We start from the raw sequence: 26,357 nt of genomic DNA, 5'->3' as shown, positions 1-26,357 counted from the left end.
ACATGGCTTCAAATGTTTTTCGCAGCTTACAGAAGCGCGTCGATAAACGCTTCCGGGTCGAACGGCGCGAGGTCGTCGGCTCCCTCGCCGAGCCCGACGAGCTTCACCGGGACGCCGAGAACCTCTTGGACGTTGAACACGATGCCGCCCTTGGCGGTTCCGTCGAGCTTGGTCAGGGCGACGCCGGTGATGTCGACGACGTCGGCGAAGACCTTCGCCTGAGTCAGTCCGTTCTGGCCGACCGTGGCGTCGAGGACGAGGATGACCTCGTCGACCGGAGCCTTCTTCTCGACGACGCGCTTGACCTTTCCGAGCTCGTCCATCAGACCGGTCTTGGTGTGCAGACGTCCCGCGGTGTCGATGAGCACCACGTCGACGCCCTCGTCGATCCCCTTCGCGACGGCGTCGAATGCGACGGCTGCCGGGTCGGCTTGTTCCTTGCCACGAACGATGTCTGCGCCGACCCGCTCACCCCACGTCTGCAGCTGATCTGCCGCCGCGGCGCGGAAGGTGTCTGCTGCGCCGAGCAAGACGCGCCTGCCGTCGGCGACGAGCACGCGCGCAAGCTTGCCCGTCGTCGTCGTCTTGCCGGTGCCGTTGACCCCGACGACGAGCACGACCGCAGGTGTGTCGGCATGGGGAAGCGCGCGGATCGAACGGTCGAATTCGGGGTGCAGTTGCTCGACGAGCACCCTGCGCAGCAGGGCGCGAGCGTCGTCGGCGTTGCGCACCGGATTGGTGGCCAACTCGGTCCGGAGCCGTTCGATGACCGCTTCGGTGGTGGCGGAGCCGAGGTCTGCCATGACGAGGGTGTCCTCGATCTCCTCCCAGCTCTCCTCGTCGAGGTCGCCTGCACCGAGAAGCCCGAGCATGCTCTTGCCGATCGCGCCCTGCGACCGCGACAGACGCCCACGGAGGCGACCGAGTCGGCCCGCCGTCGGCTCGATCTCGTCACGCGGCGGCGCTGTGGCAGCGGCCTCCTCGTCTTCGATCTCTTCGATGATCTCGTCGGGGCTCTCGCCGACCGACTCGACGATCTCCTCGAACAACGGCGTGGTGACCGACGAATCGATGTCCTCGTCGAGCGGCACCGACTCGCTGGTCAGCGCCGACTCTGCGGTGGTCGCAGCGGTTTCGGTGGTGCCTGCGGTATCGGTGGTGCCTGCGGTAGCGGTGGTGTCTGCGGTCTCTGTGGCGTCCGCGGTCGGCGCAGCGGTGGCAGTCGCAGAGCTATCGGTCGTCCCGGTGTCGGCCGTGGGAACGTCGGTCGTAGCGGTGTCTGCCGTCTCGACGTCGGCAGTGTCGGGCAGCGTGACGTTGGTGATGCCGCGGCGTTCCGAGTCACGCGGCACCGATGCGTCGTCGCCGACGCCCGGCTGACCGTCGACCTCGGTCCGCTCAGTGGGCGCGACGGTCGGCTCGGGTGGTTCCGCGACAGCGGTTCCCGACGCCGCGCCACCCTGGCTGAAGCTGAAGCCCGACGACGCCTTGTACCCGCCTGAGCGGTCGACCTGCGGTTTCGAGCCGTCGACCACTTGCGTCTGCTCGTCGTCGTGCAGAGAGATGCGTCGACGACGCGCGAGGACGAGACCCGCGACGATCAACGCGAGGATGACGACGACCGCGATGACGATTCCGATGATGATTCCGGTGTTCACTGCTTCTCCAGTTCTTCCCGCATATCTCGGGCTGCGTTGTCCATCGTGCTCCTCCGCCGACTAGCGGAAGGGGCGTTCTCTATGTTGTCGCCCTGTTTGTCATGTTGGCGCACTGTTGGTCGTCGCACTGTTGGTCGTCGCTGTGTTCGCGTCTGAAACGTCGGATTCCTGCCCGCCGACGTCGCCTCCCCCATCGGTGTCACCCGCTACCTGCGGCGCGGTTGCCGTGACCGCGACGTTCTGGCCGCGCAGCCGCTGCGAGATCACGGTCGTGATGCCGTCGCCGCGCATGCTGACGCCGTAGAGCGCATCCGCGACCTCCATCGTCGGCTTCTGGTGGGTGATCACGATGAGCTGCGACCGCTCACGCAACTGCTCGAAGAGGGTGATCAGGCGCCGCAGGTTGGTGTCGTCGAGCGCAGCTTCGACCTCGTCCATCACGTAGAACGGTGAGGGTCGCGCACGGAAGATCGCCACGAGCATCGCCACTGCGGTCAGCGACTTCTCGCCACCCGAGAGCAGTGACAGCCGCTTGACCTTCTTACCGGGTGGCCGCGCCTCGACCTCGACTCCCGTGGTGAGCATGTCTCCGGGTTCGGTGAGGATGAGTCGACCCTCGCCGCCGGGGAACAGCGTCGAAAAGACTTGGGAGAACTCACGTTCGACGTCGGCGTAGGCCTCGGTGAACACCTGCAGGATGCGCGCGTCGACGTCCTCGACCACGTCGAGAAGGTCTTTCCGCGCGGCCTTGACGTCCTCGAGTTGCGCAGACAAGAAGCTGTAGCGCTCCTCGAGGGCGGCGAACTCCTCCAGCGCAAGGGGATTCACCTTGCCGAGAGTGTTGAGGTCTTTCTGCGCCTTTTTCGCGCGTGCCTCCTGCGTCGCGCGGTCGTACGGCAGCGGCGCGGGTGCCACGACGCTCTCGCCGCGCTCCTTGGCCTGCTCGTACTCGGAGATCTCCAACGCGGACGGCGGCATCGGAACATCCGGACCGTACTCGGCGATCAGATCATCGGGCGACATCGCGAAGTTCTCGAGAACCTGCTCCTCGAGCTGCTGGATGCGCAACGCGGACTGCGCTCGGGCGACCTCGTCGCGGTGCACGGAGTCGCGCAGCGCGTTGAGCTGATCGGTGAGTGCCGCCGCTCGGGTCTTCAGCGCTTCGAGGGTTTCGGTACGCGCGGCCTTGACCTGCTCGAGCTCGTCACGACCCGCTTGCGCCGTTGCGACCGCGCTGATGAGACGTTCGGAGACCGCGGTGGCCGCCTGGGCGACCTCGGCCGCGACCTGCGCAGCGACCCGACGAGCCTCGTCTTGGCGTCGGGCACGCTCGCGGGAGTCACGTTCACGTTGGGCCGCACGACGAAGCGAGTCGGCACGGCCACGCACCGACGCGAGACGTTCCTCCGCGGTACGCAGTGCCAGACGCGCTTCCATCTCACTCGAACGCGCACCGGCGACTGCCGCGGCAGCCGCCGAGCGCTCGCCCCCGTCTCCCCCGACCTCGTCGGGTTCGGACGTCGACTCGTCACGCGCCAGGCGTAGGCGTTCCCGCAGTTCGGCGAGGGTGGTGAGCATGTCACCGCGACCGTCTTCTGCGCGGTCGCGCTGCCGCGTGAGCCGATCAGCCTCCGACTGCGCCGCGCGGACCTCCTGACCCAGTCGGGCGAGTTGCTCGTAGGCTCCGCCGACGGCCGCATCCGACTCGTGCAGCGCGGCCAACGCCTCTTCGGCGGCCTCGCGACGGGCACGCTGTTCGGTCAGTGCACCTTCGAGGGCCGCCTGCGTCTCCTCGGTGGTCCGATGCGCTGCGGCGAGATCTGCGGTTGCGGTGTCGATCGCCGAGGTGACCTCCAACGTCGACGGTCGACGCGACGATCCGCCTTCCACCGACGCGGGGCCGATGCGGTCACCTTCTCGCGTGACGCACCGGAGTCCGTGGCGTACCGCCAGGTCGACGCCTTGCTCGGCGTCGTCGACCACGACGACGTCGGCCAGTAGATGATCGACGGCACCCTTGATCTGCGACGGCGCGCTGACCACCGAGGTCGCCCACACCGCACCGTCGGGTAGCGCGACAGTACGATTCGGCGCGGCGTCGTCGAGTCCGCCCAGGAGCAGCGACGCCCGGCCGCCGTCTCCGGTCTTCAACGCCTGCAGAGCGCGGACGGCGGCCAGCGCGTCGACGGTCGCAATCGCGTCGGCGGCGGGCCCCAGCGCTCCGGCGATGGCCGTCTCGAAACCCGAGTCGACAGCCAGCAGGTCGGAGACGGAGCCTGCCAATCCCTCGGGCGCGTTCTCGAGCAGCCACGCACCGCCGTCGTTGCGTTCCAGGCCCACCGAGAGCGCCTCGATCCGCGCGGCAAGCGACGCGATCCGCTGCTCGGCCTCACGTTCGGCGGCCTGCAGCGACGCAACCCGCTCATTCGACAGGTTCAGTGCCGCGACGCACCGTTCGTGGTGTTCGTCGAGGCCCTGCTCAGAGGCCTCCATTTGACTCAGTGATTCGGCTGCCGAATCCTGTTGCTGCGCAGCAGTTTCGGCGCGTTCGACAGCTGCTGCGATCGCAGCGGTGAGGCGCGACGCCTCGGCGTCGACGCCGTCGGCCTTGGTCTGCAGGCTCTCGACCTGTCCCTCGAGCCGCGCGAGTCCTTCGCGTCGATCGGCCACCGCACGCACTGCGGCCATGTGAGCCTGCTCCGCCTGCGCGGCGACGCGCTCGTACTCCTCGAGTTCGAGCTTGGACACCTCAAGCGACTCGGCGGCGAGCGAGACAGCCTCGGCCATTTCGGCCTCGGTGAGCGCGGCCTCCTCGGCCTGGCGTTCGAGTTGTTCCGGATCGGGACCGCCAGAGCTGACCGTCGGCTCCGCGAGGTAGCGGCTGCGTTCGGTTGCGACCCGATTGGTCGCGTCGACACGCTCGGCGAGCGCCGACAACCGGAACCACGCCTGGCCTGCCGCCGCCGCAGCGGGAGTGACCTGGGCGAGATGGTCAGTGTGCTCGGCGACCTCGGCGTTGACGGCGTCGAGCTCTGCGGTGACCTCGTCGGAGCGTCGTCGAATCTCTTCCTCGACAGCGGTGTGCTCGGCCATCTCCGTGCGCCGGGTGACCAGATCGTCTGCGGCCAACCGCAGTCGTGCGTCGCGAAGATCGGCCTGCACCGTCTGCGCTCGACGGGCAACCTCGGCCTGCCGTCCGAGCGGTTTGAGCTGGCGCCGCAGTTCGGCGGTGAGGTCGCTCAGCCGCGCGAGATTGGCCTGCATCGAGTCGAGCTTGCGGACGGCCTTCTCTTTGCGCTTGCGGTGCTTGAGGACTCCCGCCGCCTCTTCGATGAAGGCACGACGGTCCTCCGGCCGCGATTCCAGAATTGCCGCGAGACGGCCCTGCCCGACGATGACGTGCATCTCGCGCCCGATACCCGAGTCGGACAGCAACTCCTGCACGTCCATCAACCGGCACGAACTCCCGTTGATCTCGTACTCGCCCGCACCGTCGCGGAACATCCGTCGCGTTATGGATACCTCGGAGTATTCGATCGGCAGAGCGCCGTCGGAGTTGTCGATCGTCAGCGTCACCTCGGCCCGACCGAGAGGCGGCCGACCCGACGTCCCGGCGAAGATGACGTCTTCCATCTTGCCGCCACGCAGCGCTTTCGCACCCTGCTCGCCCATCACCCACGTCAGAGCGTCGACCACGTTCGACTTACCCGAGCCGTTGGGACCCACCACGCAGGTGATGCCGGGCTCGAATCGCAGAGTCGTGGCCGACGCGAAGGACTTGAAGCCCTTCAGGGTCAGGCTTTTCAGGTGCACGACCGTTAAGCCTACCCATCACCCGATGCAGGCAGGCGCAACCGGGCAGGCGGTTGATCGGCGGATTAGCGCTCGACGAATCCTTGCAGGTCACCCCGCGGCGCATCGAAACGTTCGACGACGAGGTCGACGCGACCGGGAGTGTCGCCCGAACGCAGCAGGTCGAGTAGCGCATGTACCTGTGGTTCGGCCCCCTCCGCGACGACGAGCACCCGCCCGTCAGCGAGGTTCGTCGCGGAGCCGACCAGGCCGAGCTCCAGGGCGCGCGAGCGCGTCCACCATCGGAACCCGACTCCCTGGACCTGTCCGTGAACGTGTGCGGTCATGCGAACGACCTGGTCGGAACCACTCATCGGGGTGTCAGTCGCTCTCGATGACGAGTTCGACCTCGGTGCCGGCCTTGAGCGTGCGACCGACCGTGCACACCGAGTCGATCGCGCGCTCGACGACCACCAGCAACCGCTCCGCAGCGGCGGGGTCGAGTTCGGACAGGTCGACGTCGAGCACCTCGCGCAGGTGCGGGTACACCTCGTTCTCGCGGTCGGCGTCGCCGGAGACGCGAATCGTCGCGTCGTAGTCGTCACCGAGGCGACGTGCCAGCGGGCGGTCCGACGACATGCCGGTGCACGCGGCGAGCGCGATCTTCAGCAGCTCACCCGGCGTGAACACACCGTCGACATCCTGCGAGCCGATCAAAACCTCCGCGCCACGCGAACTCTTGCCGGTGTAGCGACGCGTCCCGGTCCGCTGCACCCACAACTCGGTGTGCGCCGAGCCGGCATCCGACACCTGCGGCGCCGCTGTGGTCGCGGACGAATTCTCGCTGGTCATCTGCGCGATGACTCCCTTCGCAATCGACGACGGCGCACCCGAGGCGCCGCTCGCAATAGTAGAACTGCTTCCGATGTCGTCTTATGCCGCGACATCTCATACTGCGCGCAATGAACCGTTACTGCCGAGGCCTGGGCTGGCACTTCGGACAGAAGAACGAGCCCCGGTTCATGAACTCCTCACGCCGCATCAGCGTCCCGCATCTCCGGCACGGCTGGCCCGCCCGGCCGTAGGCGTTCAACGAACGCTCGAAGTAGCCCGACTGTCCGTTGACGTTCACGTACAGCGCGTCGAACGACGTGCCGCCCACCGCCAACGCGTCGCTCATCACCGCCGTCGCGGCGTCGAGTAACTCGGCGAGCTTGCGTCGCGAAATTCCATCGGTGACGCGCGCGCCGTTCAGCCGCGCTCGCCACAGGGCCTCGTCGGCGTAGATGTTTCCGACGCCGGAGATCAGCGACTGGTCGAGCAGTGCGCGCTTGACCTCTGTGTGCTTTCCACGCATTCGACGCACCACCTCGTCCCTGTCGAACCCGGAGTCGAACGGGTCGGGCGCGATATGGGCAATCGAGCGCGGCAGCGACGCCGGGTCGCCGGGCAGTTCGGTGTCGACGTCGGCAGACTCGGCGTCGACATAGTCGTCGAGGTGCCACCCGCCGAAGGTCCGTTGGTCGACGAACCTCAACTCGTTGCCGTCGTCGAGAGTTGCGCGCACCCGCAGATGCGTGTGGTCGGGTGCGCCGACACGGGCGACCAGCATCTGCCCGCTCATGCCTAGGTGGACGACGAGCGCGAACCGGTCGACGCCGCGGGGCGCCTCAACGTCGAGCCACAGGTACTTTCCACGTCGACGCGCAGCGAGAATCGTTGCGCCCCTGAGCCTTCCGATCAGATCGGGTGCATCGCCGACGTGTCTGCGGACGGCTCGCGGGTGGAGGACCTCCACGTCGGTGATCGTGCGCCCGACGACATGCTTCTCGAGACCGGCACGTACGGTCTCGACTTCGGGAAGTTCAGGCATCGCTCACGGCGTCACGCTCGGTGAGCGCCTGCCATGCCAGAGATGCGGCCTTCTGCTCGGCTTCCTTCTTGGTGCGTCCCACACCTTCACCGAGTTCTTCGCCTGCGATCACCGCACGCGCGGTGAACTCCTTGCTGTGATCGGGACCCGTCGAGCTGATCTGGTACTGCGGGGGTCCGTAGCCACGCTCGGCGGCCAGCTCCTGCAGCGAGGTCTTCCAGTCGAGTCCCGCGCCGAGTTGGCCTGCGCGGTCGAGGATCTCGTCGAAGAGGTCGAGGATGATGCGCTGCGAGGTCTCCAGGCCGTGGTCGAGATACATTGCGCCGAAAAGCGATTCGAGGCCATCTGCCAGAATCGAATCCTTGTCGCGGCCGCCGGTCATCTCTTCGCCGCGCCCGAGGAAGAGGTGACGACCGAGGCCGCCCTCGCCGAGGCCGCGCGCGACGTCGGCCAGCGCGTGCATGTTGACGACGCTCGCCCGGATCTTGGCCAGCTCACCCTCGGGACGATCGGGGTACCGCAGGTAGAGCCGCTCGGTGATCACCACACCGAGCACCGAATCGCCGAGGAATTCCAGCCGCTCATTGGTCGGCAGCCCCCCGTTCTCGTACGCATACGAGCGGTGGGTCAGCGCGAGTGTGAGCAGTTCATCCGCGATCGGCGTGCCGAGCGCTTCCAGCAACGATGCGACACCCGCGGAGTCGGCACCCAGAGAAGCGACGGCATCGTTGCTGCCTCCGTGAGGTGCAGGCGACGCCGCGTCGTCGACACCGGTCACGCCGAGCCCCGTTCGCCGCTGTCGGAGTCCTGCGACTCCTTCTGCTCCAGCGAGCCGAGCTTGTCAGCGAGCTTGGCCCAGCGGGGATCGATGATCTCGTGAGAGTGTCCGGGCTCCGCGACGGCGAGCCGGACACCGCATTCACTGCAGAGGCCTGCGCAGTCCTCACTGCACAGCGGTGACATCGGGAGTTCGAGCGCAACGGCGTCGATGACGGCCTGCTCGAGGTCGATCCTGTCGTCGACGATCCGATGGATGTCCTCGGAGTCGGTCGTCTGCTCGGTCTCACTGTCGGGGTAGGCGTACAGCTCGGTCAGGAACACGGTCACCGTGCCGTCGACCGGTTCCAGACAACGCACACATTGGCCCTCGGTCTCGCCGGAGACGGTGCCGGTGACCAACACGCCCTCCGACACCGATTCCAGCCGTAAGTCGAGGTCGACGTCGGAATCCGCGGGTATCGCGATCATCTCCACGCCGATCCGATTGGGAGCGACGACCGTGCGATGGATCTCCTCCATCGTCCCCGGACGCCTGCCCAACGATCGGATGTCGAGGACGAAGGGATCGCGCTGCGCTTGCGCACCTTGAGTCACTGCATTCTCGGCCACATGTGCACCATACGCCCGACCAGGTCATTCATCGAACGACCCGGCGCGCCGCTCAGACCGCGAGCGGCGAGCTGTGGTCGTGCAGGTCCGCCGAACCCGATCGCGCCTGCTCAGCACTCGTCCGACGAGCACCTGCGTCGTCGACGCTGCGCGGGTATTCGACGTAGTCGTGCATGCCCGCGCCGGTACGCAACTGGTGGCGTCCGCGGTTGACCGAGCGCAGGGTCCCGGTGAGGATCTCCTCGAACTCGGCGAGCTTCTCATCGACGTACACATCGCAGTCGCCACGCAGTCGATCGGCCTCGGCGTGTGCGGCGTCGATGATCCGCTCGGCCTCCGACTTCGCCGCCGCGACGACCTCGGTCTCCGAGACCAGGCGCTGCTGCTCGGCGATGCCGTCGGCGACGGACTTGTCGTAGGTGTTGTTGGCCGAGTCGATGGTCCGCTGTGCCTCGGCACGTGCACGTCCGGTCACGGCGTCGAACTCGCGTGCCGCGCTGGTCGACAGCCGGTGGGCTTCCGCGCTGGCCTCGTCGACCAGGTTCTTGCCGTGCGCGCTGGCCTCGTCGACCATCCGGTCGGCCTGCGCCTTCGCGTCGGCCAGGAGGCGGTCGGCTTCGGCACGGGCGTGCGCGAGCATGGCGTCGGACTCCGACTCCGCGGTGGTCACGACCTTGTCGGCGTGATCGGCGGCATCGCCGAGCATGTTTTCGCGCTGATCGAGCACGTCCTGAGCGTCGTCGAGCTCGCCCGGAATCGAGTCCTTGATGTCGTCGAGCAGCTCGAGGACATCACCACGCGGCACGACACAGCCGGCCGTCATGGGAACACTTCGTGCCTCTTCGACGATGGCCACGAGTTCGTCGAGAGCTTCAAATACCCGGTACACAGCTACCCCAATCCGGCTCATGCCATTACTTGTCAGTGAGACCTGTGTCGTGGTGACGCGGGTCCGCCTGAGACTGATGTGACTATTGTGCCGAATGTGATCGCTGGGATTATGGAGCCGGATGATATGGGCGTGTCGCCTGTGACGATTGTGACGCTGCGTCAGTAGCGAACGTCAGACGGTCCGCTCCCCCGCCAGGACCGCCTCGAGGCGACGGTGGATGTGCGGTGCGAGGTACGGCGACGCGTCGCCACCGAGCTTCGCCACCTCTTTGACCAGCGAACTCGAGACGTGGGCGAAGCGCGGATCGGTGATCATGAAGACCGTCTCGACGTCGGCGAGCTCGCGATTCATCTGTGCCATCGGCAGTTCGTAGTCGAAGTCGACGCCCGAGCGCAGCCCCTTCACCAGGACTCCGATGTTCTTCTCGGTCAGATAGTCGACGAGCAGACCGGTCCATCGGTCGACACGGACGTTGGGCAGATCGGCACAGTCCTCTTCGATCAACGCGATGCGCTCGTCGATGCTGAACAGTCCGTGTTTGTTGGGATTGACCACCACGAGAACCACGATCTCGTCGAAGGCCGACGCCGCGCGTTCGACGATGTACCGATGTCCCCTGGTGAACGGGTCGAAGGAACCTGGAATCACTGCGCTGCTCATGGCGTAAACCTACCGATCTCCACGCGCGTCTCTCCGTAGACCTTCTCCACGATGAGGTCGAACTCCTCGGGCCACGTCGGCGGCGACGATCGCGCATCGCGTTCGACGACGACGAGCGCGTCGTCCGCGAGCCATCCGTCGGAGCTCAGGCGCCCGAGATCGGCCTCGACGTCTGCCGTGTCCAGCGCGTACGGAGGGTCGGAGAACACCAGGTCGAACGGCTTGCCTGCTCTCGATGCGGCAAGATACGACCCGACCGAGGAGGTCACCACGTCCGAGCGACCGGACAGATCGAGCGAGCGCAGGTTCGCGGCGATGACCGAGGTGGCCCGCTTTCGACTGTCCACCAGGACGGCCGACGCCGCACCGCGCGAGAGGGCCTCGATCGCGAGCGCCCCCGAGCCCGCATAGAGGTCGAGGACACGGGCGTCGTCGAAGTCGATGCGCGCGGCGAGCGCACTGAACAGCGCCTCGCGCACCCTGTCGGAGGTCGGGCGGGTGCCGTCGTCGGGCACGGTCAGCCGTCGCCCACCGAGAGCGCCTGCGATGATCCTCGTCATCGTTCGTATTCTGCTCGCGATACCCGCCCGAGGAGAACGCCGGGTCTCGGCCGTCCGACACCGACAAATCACACAAACGTGACCCCTATCACAATCAGGTGTTGAACAGCGCCGACGCCGGGGTTTCGGTGTCCGATTCCGACAGCAGCATGACTTCGCCGACACACATTGTTAACGTCAGGAACGTTATGAGCCCCTCCTCAACGAGAACGGCCCCATCAACTGTCCTGACGATCGACTATCGGACGCCGACGGTGTCCGACGGAACCAGACTCTGGGAAATTGCCTCGGATTCACAGGTTCTCGACGTCAACTCGAGCTACGCCTATGTGCTGTGGTGCCACGACTACGCCGACACCTCGATTGTCGCCGAAGTCGGCGGCCGCGCAGTAGGTTTCGTCACCGGCTATCGACGCCCGGCTGATCCGTCGACCCTGATGGTCTGGCAGGTCGCCGTCGACGACGATTTCCGCGGCCACGGAATCGCAGCAAAGATGCTGCACCAGTTGTTCGATCGTGTCCGGCGCAGTTCGGTGGTGGCCATGCACACCACCATCAGTCCCGACAACGTTGCGTCCCAACGTCTTTTCGCGTCGGTCGCACGAGATCGCGGCTTGGACTTCGTTCGCCGTGACCTGTTCGCCGTCGACGATTTCCCGGATGCGCACCAGCCGGAGGATCTCTACATGCTCGAGCCGAAGGTCGGCGAGCCCTAGTACTTCTTGCGCGGGGTTCTTTCACCGGTGGGAGTGTTTCCCGCCGGCGCGTTCTCGCTGGTAGCGGCTAACGCCGGCTTCCGACGAACGGTCGTCGGCGAGACCATCCGCGACGGAGAGCCGTTGCGCCCGAACACAACCCGCACGCGTCGAACAGTGGCGCGCCGCGAACGTGAACGCGTACATGTGCGTCCCCACAGCACTTCTCGAGAGCTTCGCTCCGAAGTGACTGTGGCACAGAGTTTTCCCACATTGGAGGAAGCACGATGCAACTTCTCGACACCACCATCGACGACTCGGTCTTCGCCCAGAACGAGTCCGAGGTCCGCAGCTACTGCCGCAACTGGCCGACCGTGTTCGGTCGCGCACGTGGCTCGTGGATCACCGACACCGAAGGCCGCGAATACCTCGACTTCTTCGCGGGCGCAGGCGCCTTGAACTACGGTCACAACCATCCGGTCCTGAAAGAGGCTCTCCTCGAGTACATCTCGGCGGACGGCATCACCCACGGGCTCGACATGGCGACCGTCGCCAAGGGGCAGTTCCTGGAGACGTTCCACGACAAGATCCTGGCGCCCCGTGACCTCGACTACAAGGTCCAGTTCCCCGGACCGACCGGCACCAACGCCGTCGAGTCGGCACTGAAGCTGGCTCGCAAGGTCACCGGCCGCGAGTCGATCGTCAGCTTCACCAATGCTTTTCACGGCATGACGCTGGGATCGCTCTCAGTGACCGGCAACTCGATGAAGCGCGCAGGCGCGGGCATCCCGCTGGTGCACGCCACGCCGATGCCCTTCGACAACTACCTCGACGGCACCGTCGAGGACTTCAGTTGGTTCGAGCGTGTGCTCGAGGACTCCGGCAGTGGGTTGAACACCCCGGCCGCCGTCATCGTCGAGACGGTCCAGGGTGAGGGCGGCGTCAACGTCGCGCGCGCCGAGTGGCTGCGTGGGCTCGCCGAGTTGTGCAAGCGCCGCGACATCCTGCTCATCGTCGACGACGTCCAGATGGGCTGCGGGCGTACGGGTGAGTTCTTCTCGTTCGAGGAGGCAGGTATCAAGCCCGACATCGTCACCATGTCGAAGTCGATCAGCGGTTACGGACTGCCGATGGCGCTCGTGCTGATCCGTCGGGACCTCGACGTCTGGGCGCCCGGCGAGCACAACGGCACGTTCCGCGGCAACAACCCCGCGTTCATCACGGCCACCAAGGCCATCAACGAGTTCTGGTCCGACGACCAGCTCACTCGCGACGTCCACCGCAAGGGACGCCAGATCGACGAAGTTTTCTCGACGCTGTCGGAACGCCACGAAGGTTTGTCGACGCGAGGACGCGGCATGGTGCGCGGCCTCGTCTTCGACGAGCCGACGCTCGCGGCCAAGGCATGTGCGCGGGCCTTCGGGTCCGGACTGCTCGCCGAGACGTCGGGACCGTCGGACGAGGTTGTGAAACTTCTTCCGCCACTTACCATTTCCACCGAAGAACTTGACCGCGGACTCGGCATTCTCGTCGATTCCGTGGAGGAGGTGATCGCATGATCGTACGTACCACCAACGAAATCACCGGCACCGAGCGCGAGGTCGCCGACCCCAAGGGCAACTGGGTGTCCAAGCGCATCGTCCTCGGCGGCGACGGCGTCGGGTTCTCGTTCCACGAGACCACCATCAACGCCGGCAGCGTCAACGAGTTCCACTACGCCAACCACATCGAAGCGGTGTGGCTGGTGGAGGGCGAGGGAACCCTGCTCGATCGTGAGACCGGGCAGACCTATCCCCTGGCCGCCGGGTCGATGTACCTGCTCAACGGACACGAGCGCCACACCGTGACGGCCGAGACGCAGATGCGCATGCTCTGCGTGTTCAACCCTCCCGTGGTCGGCACCGAGGTGCATGACGAGAACGGCATCTACCCGCTCGTCACCGTCCCGGAGCAACCGAACGGCAAGCACGCGAACGCCTGATCGCACGAGCAACATTTCGCCTGCGGGCCCCGCACTCCCCCACCAGGAGGCCGGGGCCCGCAGGCGTCTGTGCCGTCCGGCCTGTGCCTTCCGGAGCCTCGTCTGGCACCGCCGGTCGGCGAAACGGCGCTAGCCTGGATGTATGCGCACTCGGTTACAGATCGGCTGGACGCCGGCCGAACCGACACCTCTCGACGACGACCTCGACGCCCGCGTCGACCACATGCGCCGACTGCTCGACGGCCGACGCGTCGTCGCGCTGACCGGCGCGGGTATCTCCACGGACTCGGGCATCCCCGATTACCGCAGCCCGGGCGCGCCGGTCCGGACGCCGATGACCTTGGAGATGTTCCTGTCGTCACCGGACTTCCGACGCCACTATTGGGCGCGCAACCATCTGGGCTGGCGCCATATGGACGCCGCGCGGCCCAACGCGTCGCATCGTGCGCTCACCGACCTCCAACGCCGCGGTACACTGACGACGGTCATCACGCAGAACGTCGACATGCTGCACACCAAGGCGGGTACACGCGGGGTGATCGAACTGCACGGCTGCTATGGACGTGTGCGCTGCCTCGACTGCGGAGAGACGATTTCTCGCCGACGCCTCGCCGACACGCTTGAATCGCTCAATCCGGGATTCGTGGATCGCGTCTCCGGTCGCGGCGCGATCGAGGTGGCACCGGACGCCGACGTGACACTCGACGACACGAGCGACTTCGTCGTCGCCGACTGCTCGACGTGCGGTGGAACCCTCAAGCCCGACATCGTCTACTTCGGCGAGAATGCGTCGAAAACCACCGTGCAACAAGCGTTCTCGGCAGTCGACGACGCCGACGCGATGATCGTCATCGGCTCGTCGCTCACCGTGATGTCAGGGTTACGATTCGCCCGGCACGCACACCGCACCGGTAAGCCTCTCGTGGTGATCAACCGCGGCATCACGCGCGCCGACGACATCGCCGACCTCAAGATCGATCACTACTGCGCCGAGGTGCTGGCCGAACTCACCCCGCTGGCGGCCTGATGGCCGGATAGACCCGACTGCCTGATCGACTCAGACGGCAACCAGGTCGTCGGCGTGAATCACGGGGCGGTGCAACTCATTCGGTAGTTCCGACGTCGACCGGCCGACCATCCGGGCGACGTCGTCGGAGTCATAGCTACTGACGCCGCGTGCGCGCAGAGTGCCTGCGGTGTCGACCAATTCGACGACATCGCCGTCGTAGAAGCGCCCGCGCACCCCGACGACCCCCGCACCGAGCAGCGAACGTCGCTTGCGTGCGACAGCCGCGACGGCGCCGTCGTCGAGCACGATCTGTCCGCGCGCGTCCGCGGCGTGCCTGACCCAGAAACGCCTGGCGGACAAGCGTTCCGGCCTCGCCGCGAACACTGTGCCGACCGATCCGTCGCCGAGCGCGCGGTCGGCGTCAGCGGCGGCGGCCAGCAGGACCGGAACGCCCGCGTCGGCCGACAGTCGCGCCGCGGCCAGCTTCGACGCCATGCCGCCGGTGCCCAGCGTGCCACCGGAGCCCGCGATCACACCGTCGAGATCCTCGGGCCCGTTGACCTCGTCGATGAAGCGCGCACGCTCACCGTCGGGTCCGACCTTGCGCGGATCGCCGTCGTAGAGCCCGTCGACGTCGGAGAGCAACATGAGGGCATCGGCGCCCGCGAGGTGCGCTACGAGCGCGGCCAGACGGTCGTTGTCTCCGAAGCGAATCTCGTTGGTGGCCACCGTGTCGTTCTCATTGACGACGGCCACGGCGTGCAGCGTGCGCAGGCGGTTGAGCGTCCGTTGCGCATTCGCGTGATGGGCGCGGTTGGAGATGTCGTCGGCAGTCAGCAGCACCTGACCGACGGTCCGGCCATACCGGTGAAACGACGTGCCCCACGCGTGCGCCAACGCCAACTGGCCGACGCTTGCCGCGGCCTGTTTGGTGGCGAGGTCGGTCGGTCGCTTCTTCAGGCCGAGCGGCGCAATGCCCGCGCCGATGGCGCCCGACGACACCACGATGACGTCCGAGCCCGCTCGCATGCGCGCTTCGAGCGCATCGGTGAGTTTGTCGAGCCGGTCACGGTCGAGACCGCTGTCGAGGTCGGTGATCGCTGACGATCCGATCTTCACGACGATGCTGCGAGCCGCAGCGATCGATTCGCGGACGTCACTCACCGTCGGTCTCATCTTGCAGCCCACGACGCAGACGTCGCGCTTCCTTACGCTCGGCAGCGCCGACACGCTCCGACCGATCAAGCCGAATGTCGGTGCCGCGCCCCGTGATCGGCACATCGTCGCCCATCGGGGTCGTCGGCTCCCAATCGAAGCTGACGTCGCCGATGGTGACCGGCGCGCCCGGCTCCGCACCGAGACGGACGAGTTCGTCCTCGACGCCGAGACGGTTGAGACGGTCGGCGAGGTAGCCGACGGCCTCGTCGTTGTCGAACTGTGTCTGCGCGATCCACCGCTCCGGCCGCGTACCCCGCACGATGAAACCACCGGGCGTCGCGGGATCGGCGACGACCGTGAAGCCACTGTCGTCGACGGCCTTCGGACGGATCACGGCGCGGCGTGCAACAGGCTTCGGATGCGCCTCGCGGTACTCGTCGACCATCGCGGCGAGCGCGTCGGTCAGTTCCTTGAGCCCCTGATGCGCGACCGCGGAGATCCGGAAGACGGGCCAACCGCGTTCTGCGAGTTCGGGTTCGACGAGATCGGCCAGTTCGTTGGCCTCGGGCACGTCGGTCTTGTTCAGGATCACCACACGCGGGCGCTCGGCGAGGTCGCCGAGGCCGTGATCGGTGTGCAGAGCGGGTTCGTACGCCGCGAGCTCGGCTTCGAGCGCGTCGATATCGGAGATCGGATCACGGCCCGGTTCCAGCGTGGCGAGGTCGACGACGTGCGCGAGCACCGCGCAGCGTTCGAGATGCCGTAGGAATTCCAGCCCGAGCCCTCGGCCACTCGATGCGCCGGGAATCAGCCCCGGGACGTCGGCGATGGTGAACACACCACCGGCGGTCTGCACGACGCCGAGATTGGGTTGCAGTGTGGTGAACGGGTAGTCGGCGATCTTCGGCTTGGCCGCCGAGAGCACCGACACCAGCGACGACTTGCCCGCCGACGGGAAGCCCACGAGTCCGACGTCGGCGACGGACTTCAGTTCGAGAACGAGATCACGGTGCTGCCCCTCCTCACCGAGGAGCGCGAAGCCCGGCGCCTTGCGCGCCTTGGATGCCAGCGCCGCGTTGCCGAGTCCGCCTCGTCCGCCCGAAGCGGCGTCGAACGTCGTCCCTTCCCCGACCAGGTCGGCAAGGATCGTCCCGTTCTCATCGAGCACGACGGTGCCATCCGGCACGTGGAGGATCAGATCATCGCCATTGGCACCGCTACGGTGATCGCCCATGCCGGGCGTCCCGTTACCCGCCTTGGCGTGCGGCCGGAAATGGAAATCGAGCAGCGTGTGCACCTGCGGGTCGACGACGAGCGTCACGGAACCACCGTTGCCCCCGTTGCCACCGTCTGGGCCGCCGAGCGGCTTGAACTTCTCCCGATGCACCGACGAACAGCCGTGGCCACCATTGCCCGCAGCGACGTGAATCGTCACCCGGTCGACAAACCGCGACATGACGTCCTTTCTCGTTCGTGGGCCGAAAGCGCGGGTCGCGCTGTCGGGCCGTCGAACCTGATCTTCTCGTTGTAGAAATACAACCCCGTTGTAGAAATACAACAGGGCGGGCCGGGTGCATATGCCCCTGGCCCGCCCTGTCGTTGAGAGCTGTGCTCGAAAACCGCTAGGTCAGGCCTGTGCGGTCTCCGGAACGATGTTCACGGTCTTGCGGCCGCGCTTGGTGCCGAACTGCACCGCGCCCGACTCGAGAGCGAACAGGGTGTCGTCGCCACCGCGACCGACGTTGACGCCCGGGTGGAACTTGGTGCCGCGCTGGCGGATCAGGATCTCGCCGGCGCTGACCTGCTGGCCACCGAAGCGCTTCACGCCGAGGCGCTGCGCGTTGGAATCGCGACCGTTGCGCGAACTGGACGCGCCCTTCTTGTGTGCCATTTTCTCGTCCTCCTGGCTACCTGAGTGTGTTGCAGTTTAGGGATCAGGGGCTGGGCCCCGGAAATTACTTGATACCGGTGACCTTGAGGACCGTCAGCTTCTGACGGTGGCCCTGGCGCTTGTGGTAGCCGGTCTTGTTCTTGAACTTGTGGATGCGGATCTTGGGGCCCTTGACGTGCTCGACCACCTCGCCGGTGACCGAGATCTTCGCGAGCTTGTCCGCGTCGGTGGTCAGGGTCGAGCCGTCGACGACAAGCGCCACGGGCAGGCTCACGCTGCTGCCGGGCTCGCTGTCGATCTTCTCGACCTTCACAATGTCGCCCTCAGCGACCTTGTACTGCTTACCGCCGGTCTTGACGATCGCGTACGTTGCCATCGAAGCTGTCCTCTTACTCATCATCGGGCTCGGTGCGCGTCCGTCGCGCACGAGCGTTGTGGGTGTGTGCGTCCCGGTGCGGGCCGCACGGCATCAGGCATTGCTGCCCAGGATGCTCACGGATCACACCAGAGGGCCTGTCCGCGGGTCTCGTCAGCAGTGCTTATCGCATGACCGGCACAGCTCGAACCCTCCGCGGAAGGCGACCAATCAAGATTACGGGACCGGTCACCGCTGGGTCAAACTCGCCATACCATGCCGGACCTGCCGACGTGGTGGTCAGTCCTCCACAGGCGGTCCAGCCGGACGTCCGGCCGTGCGCCTACGTGGTCGACGCCGCACCGCGACGGTCGTCGGCGCCGACGAGACCGGGCCGAACGTGGTCAACGGCGCACTCGTGGGCGCGTCGTCTGCGAGAACCACCGGCTCGGCCGCTCCGGTCGGCGACGCCGCCCGACGAACCGCACGGCGACGACGCTTCGGCGCCTCGACTCCGTTCGTCGACTGGGCGCTCTCTCCCGCCGACTGGGCGCTCTCTCCCGCCGACTGGGCGTCCTGTCCCGCCGACTGGGCGTCCTGTCCCGCCGACTGGGCGCTCTCTCCCGCCGACTGGGCGCTCTCTCCCGCCGACTGGGCGTCCTGTCCCGCCGACTGGGCGCTCTCTCCCGCCGACTGGGCGTCCTGTCCCGTCGACTGGGCGTCCTGTCCCGTCGACTGGGCGCTCTCTCCCGCCGACTGCGCGTCTGCCGAGGTATCCGACGACGCCTCGTCCTCCACGACGACTGCCTCGACGTCGATGACCTCGCCGTCCTCGTCGTGCGTGTGGGCCGCCATCGCGCGGAACATCGGATGCTCGGCCGGGTTGTGAGCAGGCTTCTGCTCGACCGGCTCCGCCTTCTTCTTGCTGCGCCGCGAGCGCTTCGAGCCGGTGTTCTCCGACTTTCCGCCGTCGTCGGACGTCACCTCGACAGGACTCGAATGCACGATGATCCCGCGGCCGCCGCACGTCGTGCAGGTTGTGGAGAACGCTTCGAGAAGTCCAGTACCGAGTCGCTTACGCGTCATCTGCACGAGGCCCAGCGACGTCACCTCGGACACCTGGTGGCGCGTGCGATCGCGCGACAAGGCCTCCGTGAGTCGACGCAGCACCAGGTCGCGGTTGGATTCGAGCACCATGTCGATGAAGTCGACGATGATCATGCCGCCGATATCGCGCAGACGCATCTGCCGCACGATCTCTTCCGCTGCCTCGAGGTTGTTGCGGGTCACCGTCTCCTCGAGGTTGCCCCCGGAGCCGGTGAACTTGCCCGTATTGACGTCGACGACGGTCATCGCCTCGGTGTGCTCGATGATCAGCGTGCCGCCCGACGGCAGCCACACCTTGCGGTCGAGTGCCTTGGCGAGTTGCTCGTCGATGCGGTGCACGACGAAGGAGTCGGGTGCGTCGGCGCGCGGACGCTCGAAGCGCTCCACCCGATCCATGAGGTCGGGCGCGACCGAACTGACGTATCCCTCGACGAGGTTCCACGCCTTGTCGCCTTCGACGACGAGCTTCTTGAAGTCCTCGTTGAACAGGTCGCGGACCACGCGGACCAGCAGGTCCGGCTCCTCGTAGAGCGCGCGCGGCGACACCGATCCCTTGTTGGCCTTGCCGAACGCCTCGTCGATCGACTTCCACTGCTTCTCGAGTCGCTCGATGTCGGCAGCGAGGTCGTCGGCGCTGACACCCTCCGACGCGGTGCGGATGATGACGCCGGCATCGTCGGGGACGAGCTTGGCGAGGATCTGCTTGAGCCGCTTGCGCTCGACGTCGGGAAGCTTGCGGCTGATGCCGGTCGACGTTCCACCCGGCACGTAGACCAGGTAGCGACCAGCCAGCGAGATCTGCGTGGTCAAGCGAGCACCCTTGTGACCGACAGGGTCCTTGCTGACCTGCACGAGCACCGGATCACCCGGTTTGAGGGCCTGTTCGATCTTGCGCGACCCGCCGTCGAGTCCGGCAGCGTCCCAGTTGACCTCACCCGCGTAGAGAACGCCGTTGCGACCGCGACCGATGTCGACGAACGCGGCCTCCATGCCGGGCAGCACGTTCTGCACGCGCCCGATGTAGATGTTGCCGACCATCGACGACGACGTCTCCGTGGTGACGAAGTGCTCGACGAGCACACCATCTTCGAGCACGGCGACCTGCGTGTAGTCCTCGACGGGAGTGACGTGATCATGCTCGTCGGACTGCGAGAGTCGAACGTTGGCGCTGCGCTCACGCACGACCATCACCCGGTCGACGGCCTCGCGGCGCGCGAGGAACTCCGACTCACTCAGAATCGGTGGTCGACGACGCCCCGCGTCCCGACCGTCGCGACGTCGCTGGCGCTTGGCCTCGAGGCGCGTCGACCCCGAAATCCCCTGCACCTCGTCGCGGGCACGCTTGCTGCGCGGCTCCCGCTCGTGGACGACGGTGTTCGGCGGATCGTCGGGCGACGATGAGTCGTCGGATTCTGCTCCACCCTTACGGCGACGACGGCGCCTGCGGCGCTTGGTCGACGATCCGTCTCCGGATTCGGCATCATCCGAGTCGTCGGCGTTGCCGTCGGCCTGATTGTCGCCCTTGTCGGCGGAATCGTCCGCGGCGTTGGAATCGTCTGCCGAACCCGGGCCCTGCCCGCGCCCGTCATCCTGACTCTCGCCCTGACCGCTGTTGCCCGCTGAGTTCTTGCCCTCTGCTGGCTTGCCCTTGCCGGACTTCTTCCGCTTCTTGCCCGCGGGTCGATCGTTGTCCGACTGAGAATCCGAATGATCGGAGTCGGAAAGATCGGAATCGGACCGATCAGAATCAGACTGGTCGGAATCGTCCGACGAGTCGGTGTCCTCGTTCTGGTCACGCTCGTTCTGATCGCCGCGACCGCGGCCACGACCACGCCTGCCACGACGACGTCGACGATTACGGCCACTGTCGTCGCCGGAGCTCCCGTTGTCGGAGCCTTCGCTGTCATCGGAGCCGGCGTTGTTGCCGGAGTCCGAGGAGTCCTCGGCACTCTCGTCGGTCGCGTTCGGCGCGGAACGCTCAGACGTCGGCCGACCACTCTTGGCGCCACGCTGCGAACCATCCGACGCAGAGTCGTCACTGCTCTTACGGTGGCGGCCGCTGGGTGCGTCAGACGCGGCGGCGGGCTGCGGGGGAAGGAAGAGCGGGCTGGCGGCGATCTCCTCGGCAGGCGCCGCGACCTGCGGCTTCTCGGTCTCGATCGCCGAGAAGAGCGAGAGAGTGTGCGGAGCATGCGCCTGTGCGCTCGGCTCGACGTCGGCCGCCTCGGCCGCTGCGTCGGCGGGTGCAGACACCTCGGACACCGTGACGTCTGCTGCGTCGCTGTCCGGTGCGGCGTCGACGGGCGCCTCGTCTACGGCCGCAGCGTTACCTGCGGCGTCGGCACTTTCCGCGCCGCCGGCCTCCGGCGTGCTCGCAGGTTCGCCCTGGTCAGAAGCTTCGGCGGGCCCTGTTGGTTCTGCCGTCGAGGGTGCCTGCTCCGATGCGGAATCGGCCGCCTCGGCGGGTACCGCGGCGTCGTCGACCTCGACGTCGTTGCGTACACGGTCGGCGACGGCTTGCGCCATGCTGCGTTCGACGCTCGACTGAGCACTCCGGCTGGGCCAGCCCAGCTCGGTGAGGTGCGCAAGCACCTGCCTACTCGTGAGGCCGAGCGTGCGCGCCAGCGCGTGCACCCGAAGCTTGCTGGGAAAATCCTCCGCCGAGCCTGACGCAGCGTTCGCGTCGATCGGCGACCCGTTGTCGGTCACTGATGTCTCCTTGAACCCCCGGGCGCGACATTGTCGGCGGCCACGCGGGGGTCTCTCGTGTGTCCCGGTCCTGTGCGGACCGGTGTTATATGGTCTCCGCGCTCCTGGTGTTCCGTTGTCCGGACTCCGCAGGTTGCGCTCTTGCTGGGTGATGAGATCCGTCATGCCTTCCACGCCATGCGTGACGGCCTGGGCCGCCCGTCGAGTCTGTTCTCGACGTCGATGGGGAAAGCGATCTGCCGAACGGGCGCTGTGCGGATTGCCGCCATGGGCAACAATCTCCACTGCTGTGTCCGACGCCGAACGCCATCGTCGTCATCACGAGCAGAGTGTGTTCGCGATAACCAAGCAAGTATCCCACACGGTGCGACATATCCCGCAAACTATGCGATAAAGCGCGCGTCAGCGGCTTGACAACCGCCGACGCGCGCTGGGCTACGCGGGTTCTTGCTCAGTCGTTCAGTGCGGGAAACCAGAGCGCGATCTCACGCTCCGCCGATTCCGGCGAGTCCGATCCGTGGACGAGGTTGTACTGGGTGCTGAGCGCGTAATCGCCGCGGATCGTGCCCGGTACGGCCTTCTCCACGGGGTCGGTTCCGCCCGCGATCTGACGGAACGCGGCAACAGCACGCGGCCCCTCGAGCACGGCCGCGACCAGCGGACCCGACGTGATGAACTCGACCAGCGACGGATAGAAGGGCTTGCCCTCGTGCTCCGCGTAGTGCTTGGCCGCGAGGTCGTCGCTGACGTTTTTGAGCTCGAGTGCCGCGAAGGTCAGGCCTTTGCGCTCGATGCGGGCGAGGATGTCGCCGACGAGCGAACGCGAAACGCCGTCGGGCTTGATGAGTACCAGAGTCCGTTCAGTCACGAGCACACTGTAGCGACCCGACGCCCGCACGCCACCCCGACCTCGTGATTCGCAGCCGGGCGGGTACTACTAATCGGTCAGGGGCAGTACTTGTCCGTCAGGGGCAGTATTTGGGCTCGATCGGGAAGAATCCGTAGTCGAAGAGATTGCCCGCTGCGGTGTGCGAGTTGATGATCACCTGGACGCATCCGCCCGGCGAGGCGAGTGCCGCGGTCACCGCCCTGTCGAACTGGCCTGCGAAGGCCAGGTTCGCTGGCCGATAGGAATCCGGCACCGGCAGTGCTGCGACGGCCTGCGGCAGGTTCATCGAGTCCATGCGCTTGGTGAGGTCGTGCGTCGCGAGGTAGCCGAACGCCTCACCCGGAACAGGCATCGGCGGTCCGGGCGTCGGAAGCGGAATGTCGGAGTCCGACGCACCGCCCCGCGCGGAGGGCGCCACCGATTGAGGTGTCGCCGACTGTGGATTGGCGGACTGGGGAGCGACGGACTGGGGCGTCGGCTTTTCGGGAGCGGCCACTGCCTCCGGCGCGCTGATCACACCCAGTGGTACCAGCGCCATCGAGGCTGCTGTCGCCGCGGCGAGACGAAGGTTTCGCGATGTCTTCGCTGCGGTGTGGTTGATACGGGTGGTCGGTGCGCTAAAGGTCACGCGACTCCTCTCGGTGTGATGACGTGTTCGACGTCGTATGGGACACCTCGTTGCCGGCGGCTACCAGGCGTCATCGGTTCTTCGTGGGGCTTGAGGATCGTCGACCACGCCCCCTGAGCGGGCGCCTTGCCATTGTCCCCAGGCGCTTGCGCCCCGTCATTGTCACAGAGCACACACAGAATGCAAAGATGCATACATCACATTTCTGGCCTACAGCGGTGCCAAAGGAACGTCGACGCCGCTCAGGCGAAGTGCACGATGCTGATCGCGCCCGCCGCGAGGCAATAGACCACGAACGGATACAGCGTTCTCGTGTGGAAGTACTTTGCCAGAAATGCGACAGCCGCGAACGCCGCGACAAACGCGCACACCGACCCGACGAGTACCTGGCCCCCGATGCCCTGACCGTCCGGCCCGAAGAGTTCGGGGATCTTGAGCACCCCAGCGGCAAGGATGACGGGCGTGGCGAGCAGGAATGCGAAGTGGGCGGCGTCCTCGTGATCGAGGCCTCGCAGGAGGCCCGCTGAAATCGTCGATCCCGAGCGCGAGATCCCCGGGAACAGCGCGAGTATCTGAGCCGACCCGATCGCCGTACCTTCTTTCATCGACAGCGACGTGACCGACCGGGCCGGCGCCTGCCGGGCCACGGAGTGTCGCCCGATTCGACCACGGCGCCTGCGCAAAAGCTCGGTGGTAAGCAGCACCAGTCCGTTGAGGAAGAGCAGGATCGCCGCCGCCAGCGGGGTCGCGAACAGCACGCGTAGCGGCTTCTCTGCGATCAATCCCACGACACCGACCGGAATCGTGCCCGCGATGAGCAGCCACGCCAGGCGGGCGTCGCTGTCGTCGTCGACGCTTCGGTGACGAAGCGATCGGATGAAGCCCGCGACGATGCGCACCCAGTCGCGCCAGTAGAACAGGATCAGGGCCAGTGCGGTCGCGACGTGCAGTGCGACGACGAAGGCCAGAAACGGGGTGTGCCCCGAACTCTTGGACTCCGTGACCAGTTTCGCCCAATCGCCACCGAGCCAGGCGGGCACGAGGATCGAATGCCCGAGACTCGACACCGGAAACAGTTCGGTGACGCCCTGCAGAAGGCCGAGTATCGCCGCTTGCGGATAGGTCAGGTCAGTCACGGCAGCGCCCCCTCAGCGTCGACAAGTTCTTGTCTTCCGGGACGCCACAGTAGCGAAATCCGTTGTGCCGCGCGCTAATCGGACAATTGCGGCGGGGCGCTTCAGCTCTCGATCGGCTCCTGGCCATAGAGCAAACCGCGGTCGATTCGACGCTGCACGTCGCCCTTGATGTAGCGGATATAGAGCCAGACGCAACCGAAGATCACGCCGATCACCGCGATCGACCAGTGAAAGACACCGCCGATGATGACGAGGACCTGCAGCGCCAGGTTCATGTTGAGCGCTTGTGGTCGCTTCTGCATTCCGGCAGCGAGCACCATCAGAAGGGTCACCACACCCAGATACGTCCCCGACACCCAGGTCAGGCCGTTGCCCACCCGCGCAACGATCGGGAACGTCAGGATCATGACGATGACCTCGAGCACCATGGTGCCCGCCATCACGCCACGCAGACCCTTCCACGGGTCGTTCGTCGGTGGCGTGAACTTGGGCGTGGCCGCGGATTCCGGTGTGTTGCCGGATGATTCGCTCATGCGGGCTCCTTCCCGAACAGCGTTCGTCCGGCGCCTGCCGTCACTACCGAACCGGTGATGACCACCCCGGCACCCGAGACCGGTTCGCCGTCGGATTCCTCCGCGAGTCCGATCGCTGCTTCGACGGCGTCGGGCAGGAAGGGTTCGACGTGCACCCGCTCCTCTCCGAAGACCTCGCGCGCGGTCTCGGCGAGCGTCTCGGCGTCGACCGCTCTCGGCGAGCCGTTATTGGTGATGACCACCGCGTCGAGTACCGGTTCGAGTTCGGTGAGAAAGCCCGCGGCATCCTTGTCGCCGAGCATGCCGATCACTCCGACGAGCCGTCGGAAGTCGAACTCCTCGGTGAGTGCGTGCGCGAGTGCGTGTGCCCCGTGGGGATTGTGCGCGGCGTCGACGAAGACGGTCGGCGCACTGCGGACACGTTCGAGCCTGCCGGGACTGCTGACCGCAGCGAACCCCGCACGCACGGCGTCGATGTCGAGTTGGCGGCCCGGTCCCGCACCGAAGAACGCCTCGACAGCGGCGAGCGCAATCGACGCGTTGGCTGCCTGATGCTCGCCGTGCAGCGGCAGGAACACCTCGTCGTAGACGCCGCCGAGACCTTGCAGGCGCAGCAGTTGCCCACCGACCGCCGTGACGGACTCGAGGACTGCGAACTCGGAATTCTGCCGCGCGACGACGGTGTCTTGTGCGACGGCCTCGCGCAACAGCACGTCCATCACCTCCGGCTGCTGCGGCGAGATCACGGTCACCGGATCGGTCACGACCAGATCGTCCTTGGCGGGCTTGATGATCCCGGCCTTCTCCCCCGCGATCGCCGCGAGCGAATCGCCGAGGTAGTCGGCGTGATCCATCGCGATCGGGGTGATGACAGCGACCGTCGCGTCGACGACGTTGGTCGCGTCCCAGCGCCCGCCCATCCCGGTCTCGACGACGGCGACGTCGACCGGCGCCTCGGCAAAGTATGCGAACGCGATGGCCGTGAGCACCTCGAACTTGCTCATGCGCGGACCGTCGGCCGCGGTCGACGAATCGTCGACCATCGTGACGTACGGCTCGATGTCGCGGTAGGTGTCGATGAAGTCGCGCGCCGGAATCGGGCGGCCGTCGACAGCGATTCGTTCTGTGACGCGCTGTAGGTGCGGGCTGGTGTACCGACCGGATCGACGATGCAGCGCGACCATCAGCGAGTCGATCATCCGAGTGACCGACGTCTTCCCGTTGGTGCCGGCGACGTGGATCGCCGGATAGGCGTGCTGAGGTGAACCAAGCAGATCCATCAACGCCGCGATACGGGTCAGCGACGGCTCGATCCGCGTTTCCGGCCACCGCGTGTCGAGTTCGTTCTCCAACTCGGCGAGCTCGGCAAGATCGGACGGACTGTCGACGACGATGATCGGTGTGTCGTCGAGGTCGTCGCCGAGGAGCGAACCGAGATTCAT

At 66.5% G+C, this 26,357-nt stretch carries 24 protein-coding genes; 4 read left to right on the top strand and 20 right to left on the bottom strand.

Annotation, left to right across the window (positions count from 1 at the left end; translation table 11 throughout):
* Positions 1-26: 26 nt before the first annotated feature.
* From ftsY to rsmD, 10 genes are all read right to left on the bottom strand, one after another.
* Positions 27-1,658: a signal recognition particle-docking protein FtsY gene (ftsY, locus tag ABW18_RS00390; RefSeq protein WP_049697068.1), complete on the bottom strand. Its 1,632-nt coding sequence runs from the start codon at positions 1,656-1,658 to the stop codon at positions 27-29.
* 99 nt (positions 1,659-1,757) lie between these two features.
* Positions 1,758-5,471 carry a chromosome segregation protein SMC gene (gene smc / locus ABW18_RS00385; protein WP_049697067.1) on the bottom strand — a complete coding sequence of 1,238 codons (3,714 nt, stop codon included), beginning with the start codon at positions 5,469-5,471 and terminating at the stop codon, positions 1,758-1,760.
* Positions 5,472-5,536: 65 nt separating this feature from the next.
* Positions 5,537-5,797 (bottom strand): acylphosphatase, encoded by a 261-nt coding sequence (locus ABW18_RS00380; protein WP_049697452.1) that lies wholly within the window; start codon positions 5,795-5,797, stop codon positions 5,537-5,539.
* A 34-nt stretch (positions 5,798-5,831) separates the two neighbouring features.
* The gene (locus ABW18_RS00375; protein ID WP_049697066.1) at positions 5,832-6,302 is read right to left on the bottom strand and encodes an OsmC family protein; all 471 of its coding nucleotides are present in this window, start codon (positions 6,300-6,302) and stop codon (positions 5,832-5,834) included.
* Between the two features lie 118 nt (positions 6,303-6,420).
* A complete protein-coding gene (gene mutM, locus ABW18_RS00370) occupies positions 6,421-7,323 on the bottom strand; it encodes a bifunctional DNA-formamidopyrimidine glycosylase/DNA-(apurinic or apyrimidinic site) lyase (RefSeq protein WP_049697065.1) in 903 nt (300 codons plus the stop codon).
* On the bottom strand, positions 7,316-8,035 hold the full coding sequence (gene rnc / locus ABW18_RS00365) for a ribonuclease III (protein ID WP_049697451.1): 720 nt from the start codon (positions 8,033-8,035) through the stop codon (positions 7,316-7,318). Before rnc ends, mutM begins: the two co-directional genes overlap by 8 nt.
* A 62-nt stretch (positions 8,036-8,097) precedes the next feature.
* On the bottom strand, positions 8,098-8,712 hold the full coding sequence (locus tag ABW18_RS00360) for a YceD family protein (RefSeq protein WP_049697064.1): 615 nt from the start codon (positions 8,710-8,712) through the stop codon (positions 8,098-8,100).
* 52 nt (positions 8,713-8,764) lie between these two features.
* Positions 8,765-9,601, bottom strand: a complete 837-nt coding sequence (locus tag ABW18_RS00355) for a DivIVA domain-containing protein (protein WP_387316192.1) — start codon at positions 9,599-9,601, stop codon at positions 8,765-8,767.
* A 174-nt stretch (positions 9,602-9,775) separates the two neighbouring features.
* Positions 9,776-10,264: a pantetheine-phosphate adenylyltransferase gene (gene coaD / locus ABW18_RS00350; RefSeq protein WP_049697062.1), complete on the bottom strand. Its 489-nt coding sequence runs from the start codon at positions 10,262-10,264 to the stop codon at positions 9,776-9,778.
* A complete protein-coding gene (gene rsmD, locus ABW18_RS00345) occupies positions 10,261-10,824 on the bottom strand; it encodes a 16S rRNA (guanine(966)-N(2))-methyltransferase RsmD (protein WP_049697061.1) in 564 nt (187 codons plus the stop codon). The genes coaD and rsmD overlap by 4 nt, the downstream gene beginning before the upstream one ends.
* A 188-nt stretch (positions 10,825-11,012) precedes the next feature.
* Between rsmD and ectA the strand changes: the two genes are divergently transcribed.
* From ectA to ABW18_RS00325, 4 genes are all read left to right on the top strand, one after another.
* Entirely contained in the window at positions 11,013-11,540 is a 528-nt protein-coding gene (ectA, locus tag ABW18_RS00340) for a diaminobutyrate acetyltransferase (protein WP_049697060.1), read from the top strand.
* 266 nt (positions 11,541-11,806) lie between these two features.
* The gene (gene ectB, locus ABW18_RS00335; RefSeq protein WP_049697059.1) at positions 11,807-13,078 is read left to right on the top strand and encodes a diaminobutyrate--2-oxoglutarate transaminase; all 1,272 of its coding nucleotides are present in this window, start codon (positions 11,807-11,809) and stop codon (positions 13,076-13,078) included.
* Positions 13,075-13,500 carry an ectoine synthase gene (locus ABW18_RS00330; RefSeq protein WP_049697058.1) on the top strand — a complete coding sequence of 142 codons (426 nt, stop codon included), beginning with the start codon at positions 13,075-13,077 and terminating at the stop codon, positions 13,498-13,500. Before ectB ends, ABW18_RS00330 begins: the two co-directional genes overlap by 4 nt.
* A gap of 142 nt (positions 13,501-13,642) precedes the next feature.
* Positions 13,643-14,527: a Sir2 family NAD-dependent protein deacetylase gene (locus tag ABW18_RS00325; protein ID WP_049697057.1), complete on the top strand. Its 885-nt coding sequence runs from the start codon at positions 13,643-13,645 to the stop codon at positions 14,525-14,527.
* A 30-nt stretch (positions 14,528-14,557) separates the two neighbouring features.
* Here ABW18_RS00325 and proB read toward each other — a convergent pair whose 3' ends face one another.
* The 10 genes from proB to folC all read right to left on the bottom strand — a co-directional run bounded on the left by proB (position 14,558) and on the right by folC (position 26,357).
* The gene (gene proB / locus ABW18_RS00320; protein WP_049697056.1) at positions 14,558-15,673 is read right to left on the bottom strand and encodes a glutamate 5-kinase; all 1,116 of its coding nucleotides are present in this window, start codon (positions 15,671-15,673) and stop codon (positions 14,558-14,560) included.
* Positions 15,666-17,123 (bottom strand): GTPase ObgE, encoded by a 1,458-nt coding sequence (gene obgE, locus ABW18_RS00315; protein ID WP_049697055.1) that lies wholly within the window; start codon positions 17,121-17,123, stop codon positions 15,666-15,668. The genes proB and obgE overlap by 8 nt, the downstream gene beginning before the upstream one ends.
* Positions 17,124-17,294: 171 nt before the next feature.
* Complete coding sequence (rpmA, locus tag ABW18_RS00310) at positions 17,295-17,558, bottom strand: 50S ribosomal protein L27 (RefSeq protein ID WP_005205054.1); 264 nt, start codon at positions 17,556-17,558, stop codon at positions 17,295-17,297.
* 64 nt (positions 17,559-17,622) lie between these two features.
* On the bottom strand, positions 17,623-17,934 hold the full coding sequence (gene rplU, locus ABW18_RS00305) for a 50S ribosomal protein L21 (RefSeq protein ID WP_005176586.1): 312 nt from the start codon (positions 17,932-17,934) through the stop codon (positions 17,623-17,625).
* Between the two features lie 279 nt (positions 17,935-18,213).
* On the bottom strand, positions 18,214-21,729 hold the full coding sequence (locus ABW18_RS00300; RefSeq protein ID WP_049697054.1) for a translation initiation factor IF-2 N-terminal domain-containing protein: 3,516 nt from the start codon (positions 21,727-21,729) through the stop codon (positions 18,214-18,216).
* A 451-nt stretch (positions 21,730-22,180) separates the two neighbouring features.
* The gene (gene ndk / locus ABW18_RS00295) at positions 22,181-22,597 is read right to left on the bottom strand and encodes a nucleoside-diphosphate kinase (RefSeq protein WP_049697450.1); all 417 of its coding nucleotides are present in this window, start codon (positions 22,595-22,597) and stop codon (positions 22,181-22,183) included.
* A 97-nt stretch (positions 22,598-22,694) separates the two neighbouring features.
* Positions 22,695-23,246, bottom strand: a complete 552-nt coding sequence (locus ABW18_RS00290; RefSeq protein WP_053117310.1) for a hypothetical protein — start codon at positions 23,244-23,246, stop codon at positions 22,695-22,697.
* Positions 23,247-23,488: 242 nt separating this feature from the next.
* The gene (locus ABW18_RS00285; protein ID WP_049697053.1) at positions 23,489-24,382 is read right to left on the bottom strand and encodes an undecaprenyl-diphosphate phosphatase; all 894 of its coding nucleotides are present in this window, start codon (positions 24,380-24,382) and stop codon (positions 23,489-23,491) included.
* A gap of 101 nt (positions 24,383-24,483) precedes the next feature.
* On the bottom strand, positions 24,484-24,915 hold the full coding sequence (locus ABW18_RS00280; RefSeq protein WP_049697052.1) for a DUF4233 domain-containing protein: 432 nt from the start codon (positions 24,913-24,915) through the stop codon (positions 24,484-24,486).
* On the bottom strand, positions 24,912-26,357 hold the full coding sequence (folC, locus tag ABW18_RS00275; protein ID WP_200903197.1) for a bifunctional tetrahydrofolate synthase/dihydrofolate synthase: 1,446 nt from the start codon (positions 26,355-26,357) through the stop codon (positions 24,912-24,914). Before folC ends, ABW18_RS00280 begins: the two co-directional genes overlap by 4 nt.

The sequence above is a fragment of the Gordonia jacobaea genome (assembly GCF_001186365.1).
Classification (GTDB): domain Bacteria; phylum Actinomycetota; class Actinomycetes; order Mycobacteriales; family Mycobacteriaceae; genus Gordonia; species Gordonia jacobaea.
Note: the sequence above shows the minus strand (reverse complement) of the source record. Positions and strands in the feature narration are given on the sequence as shown.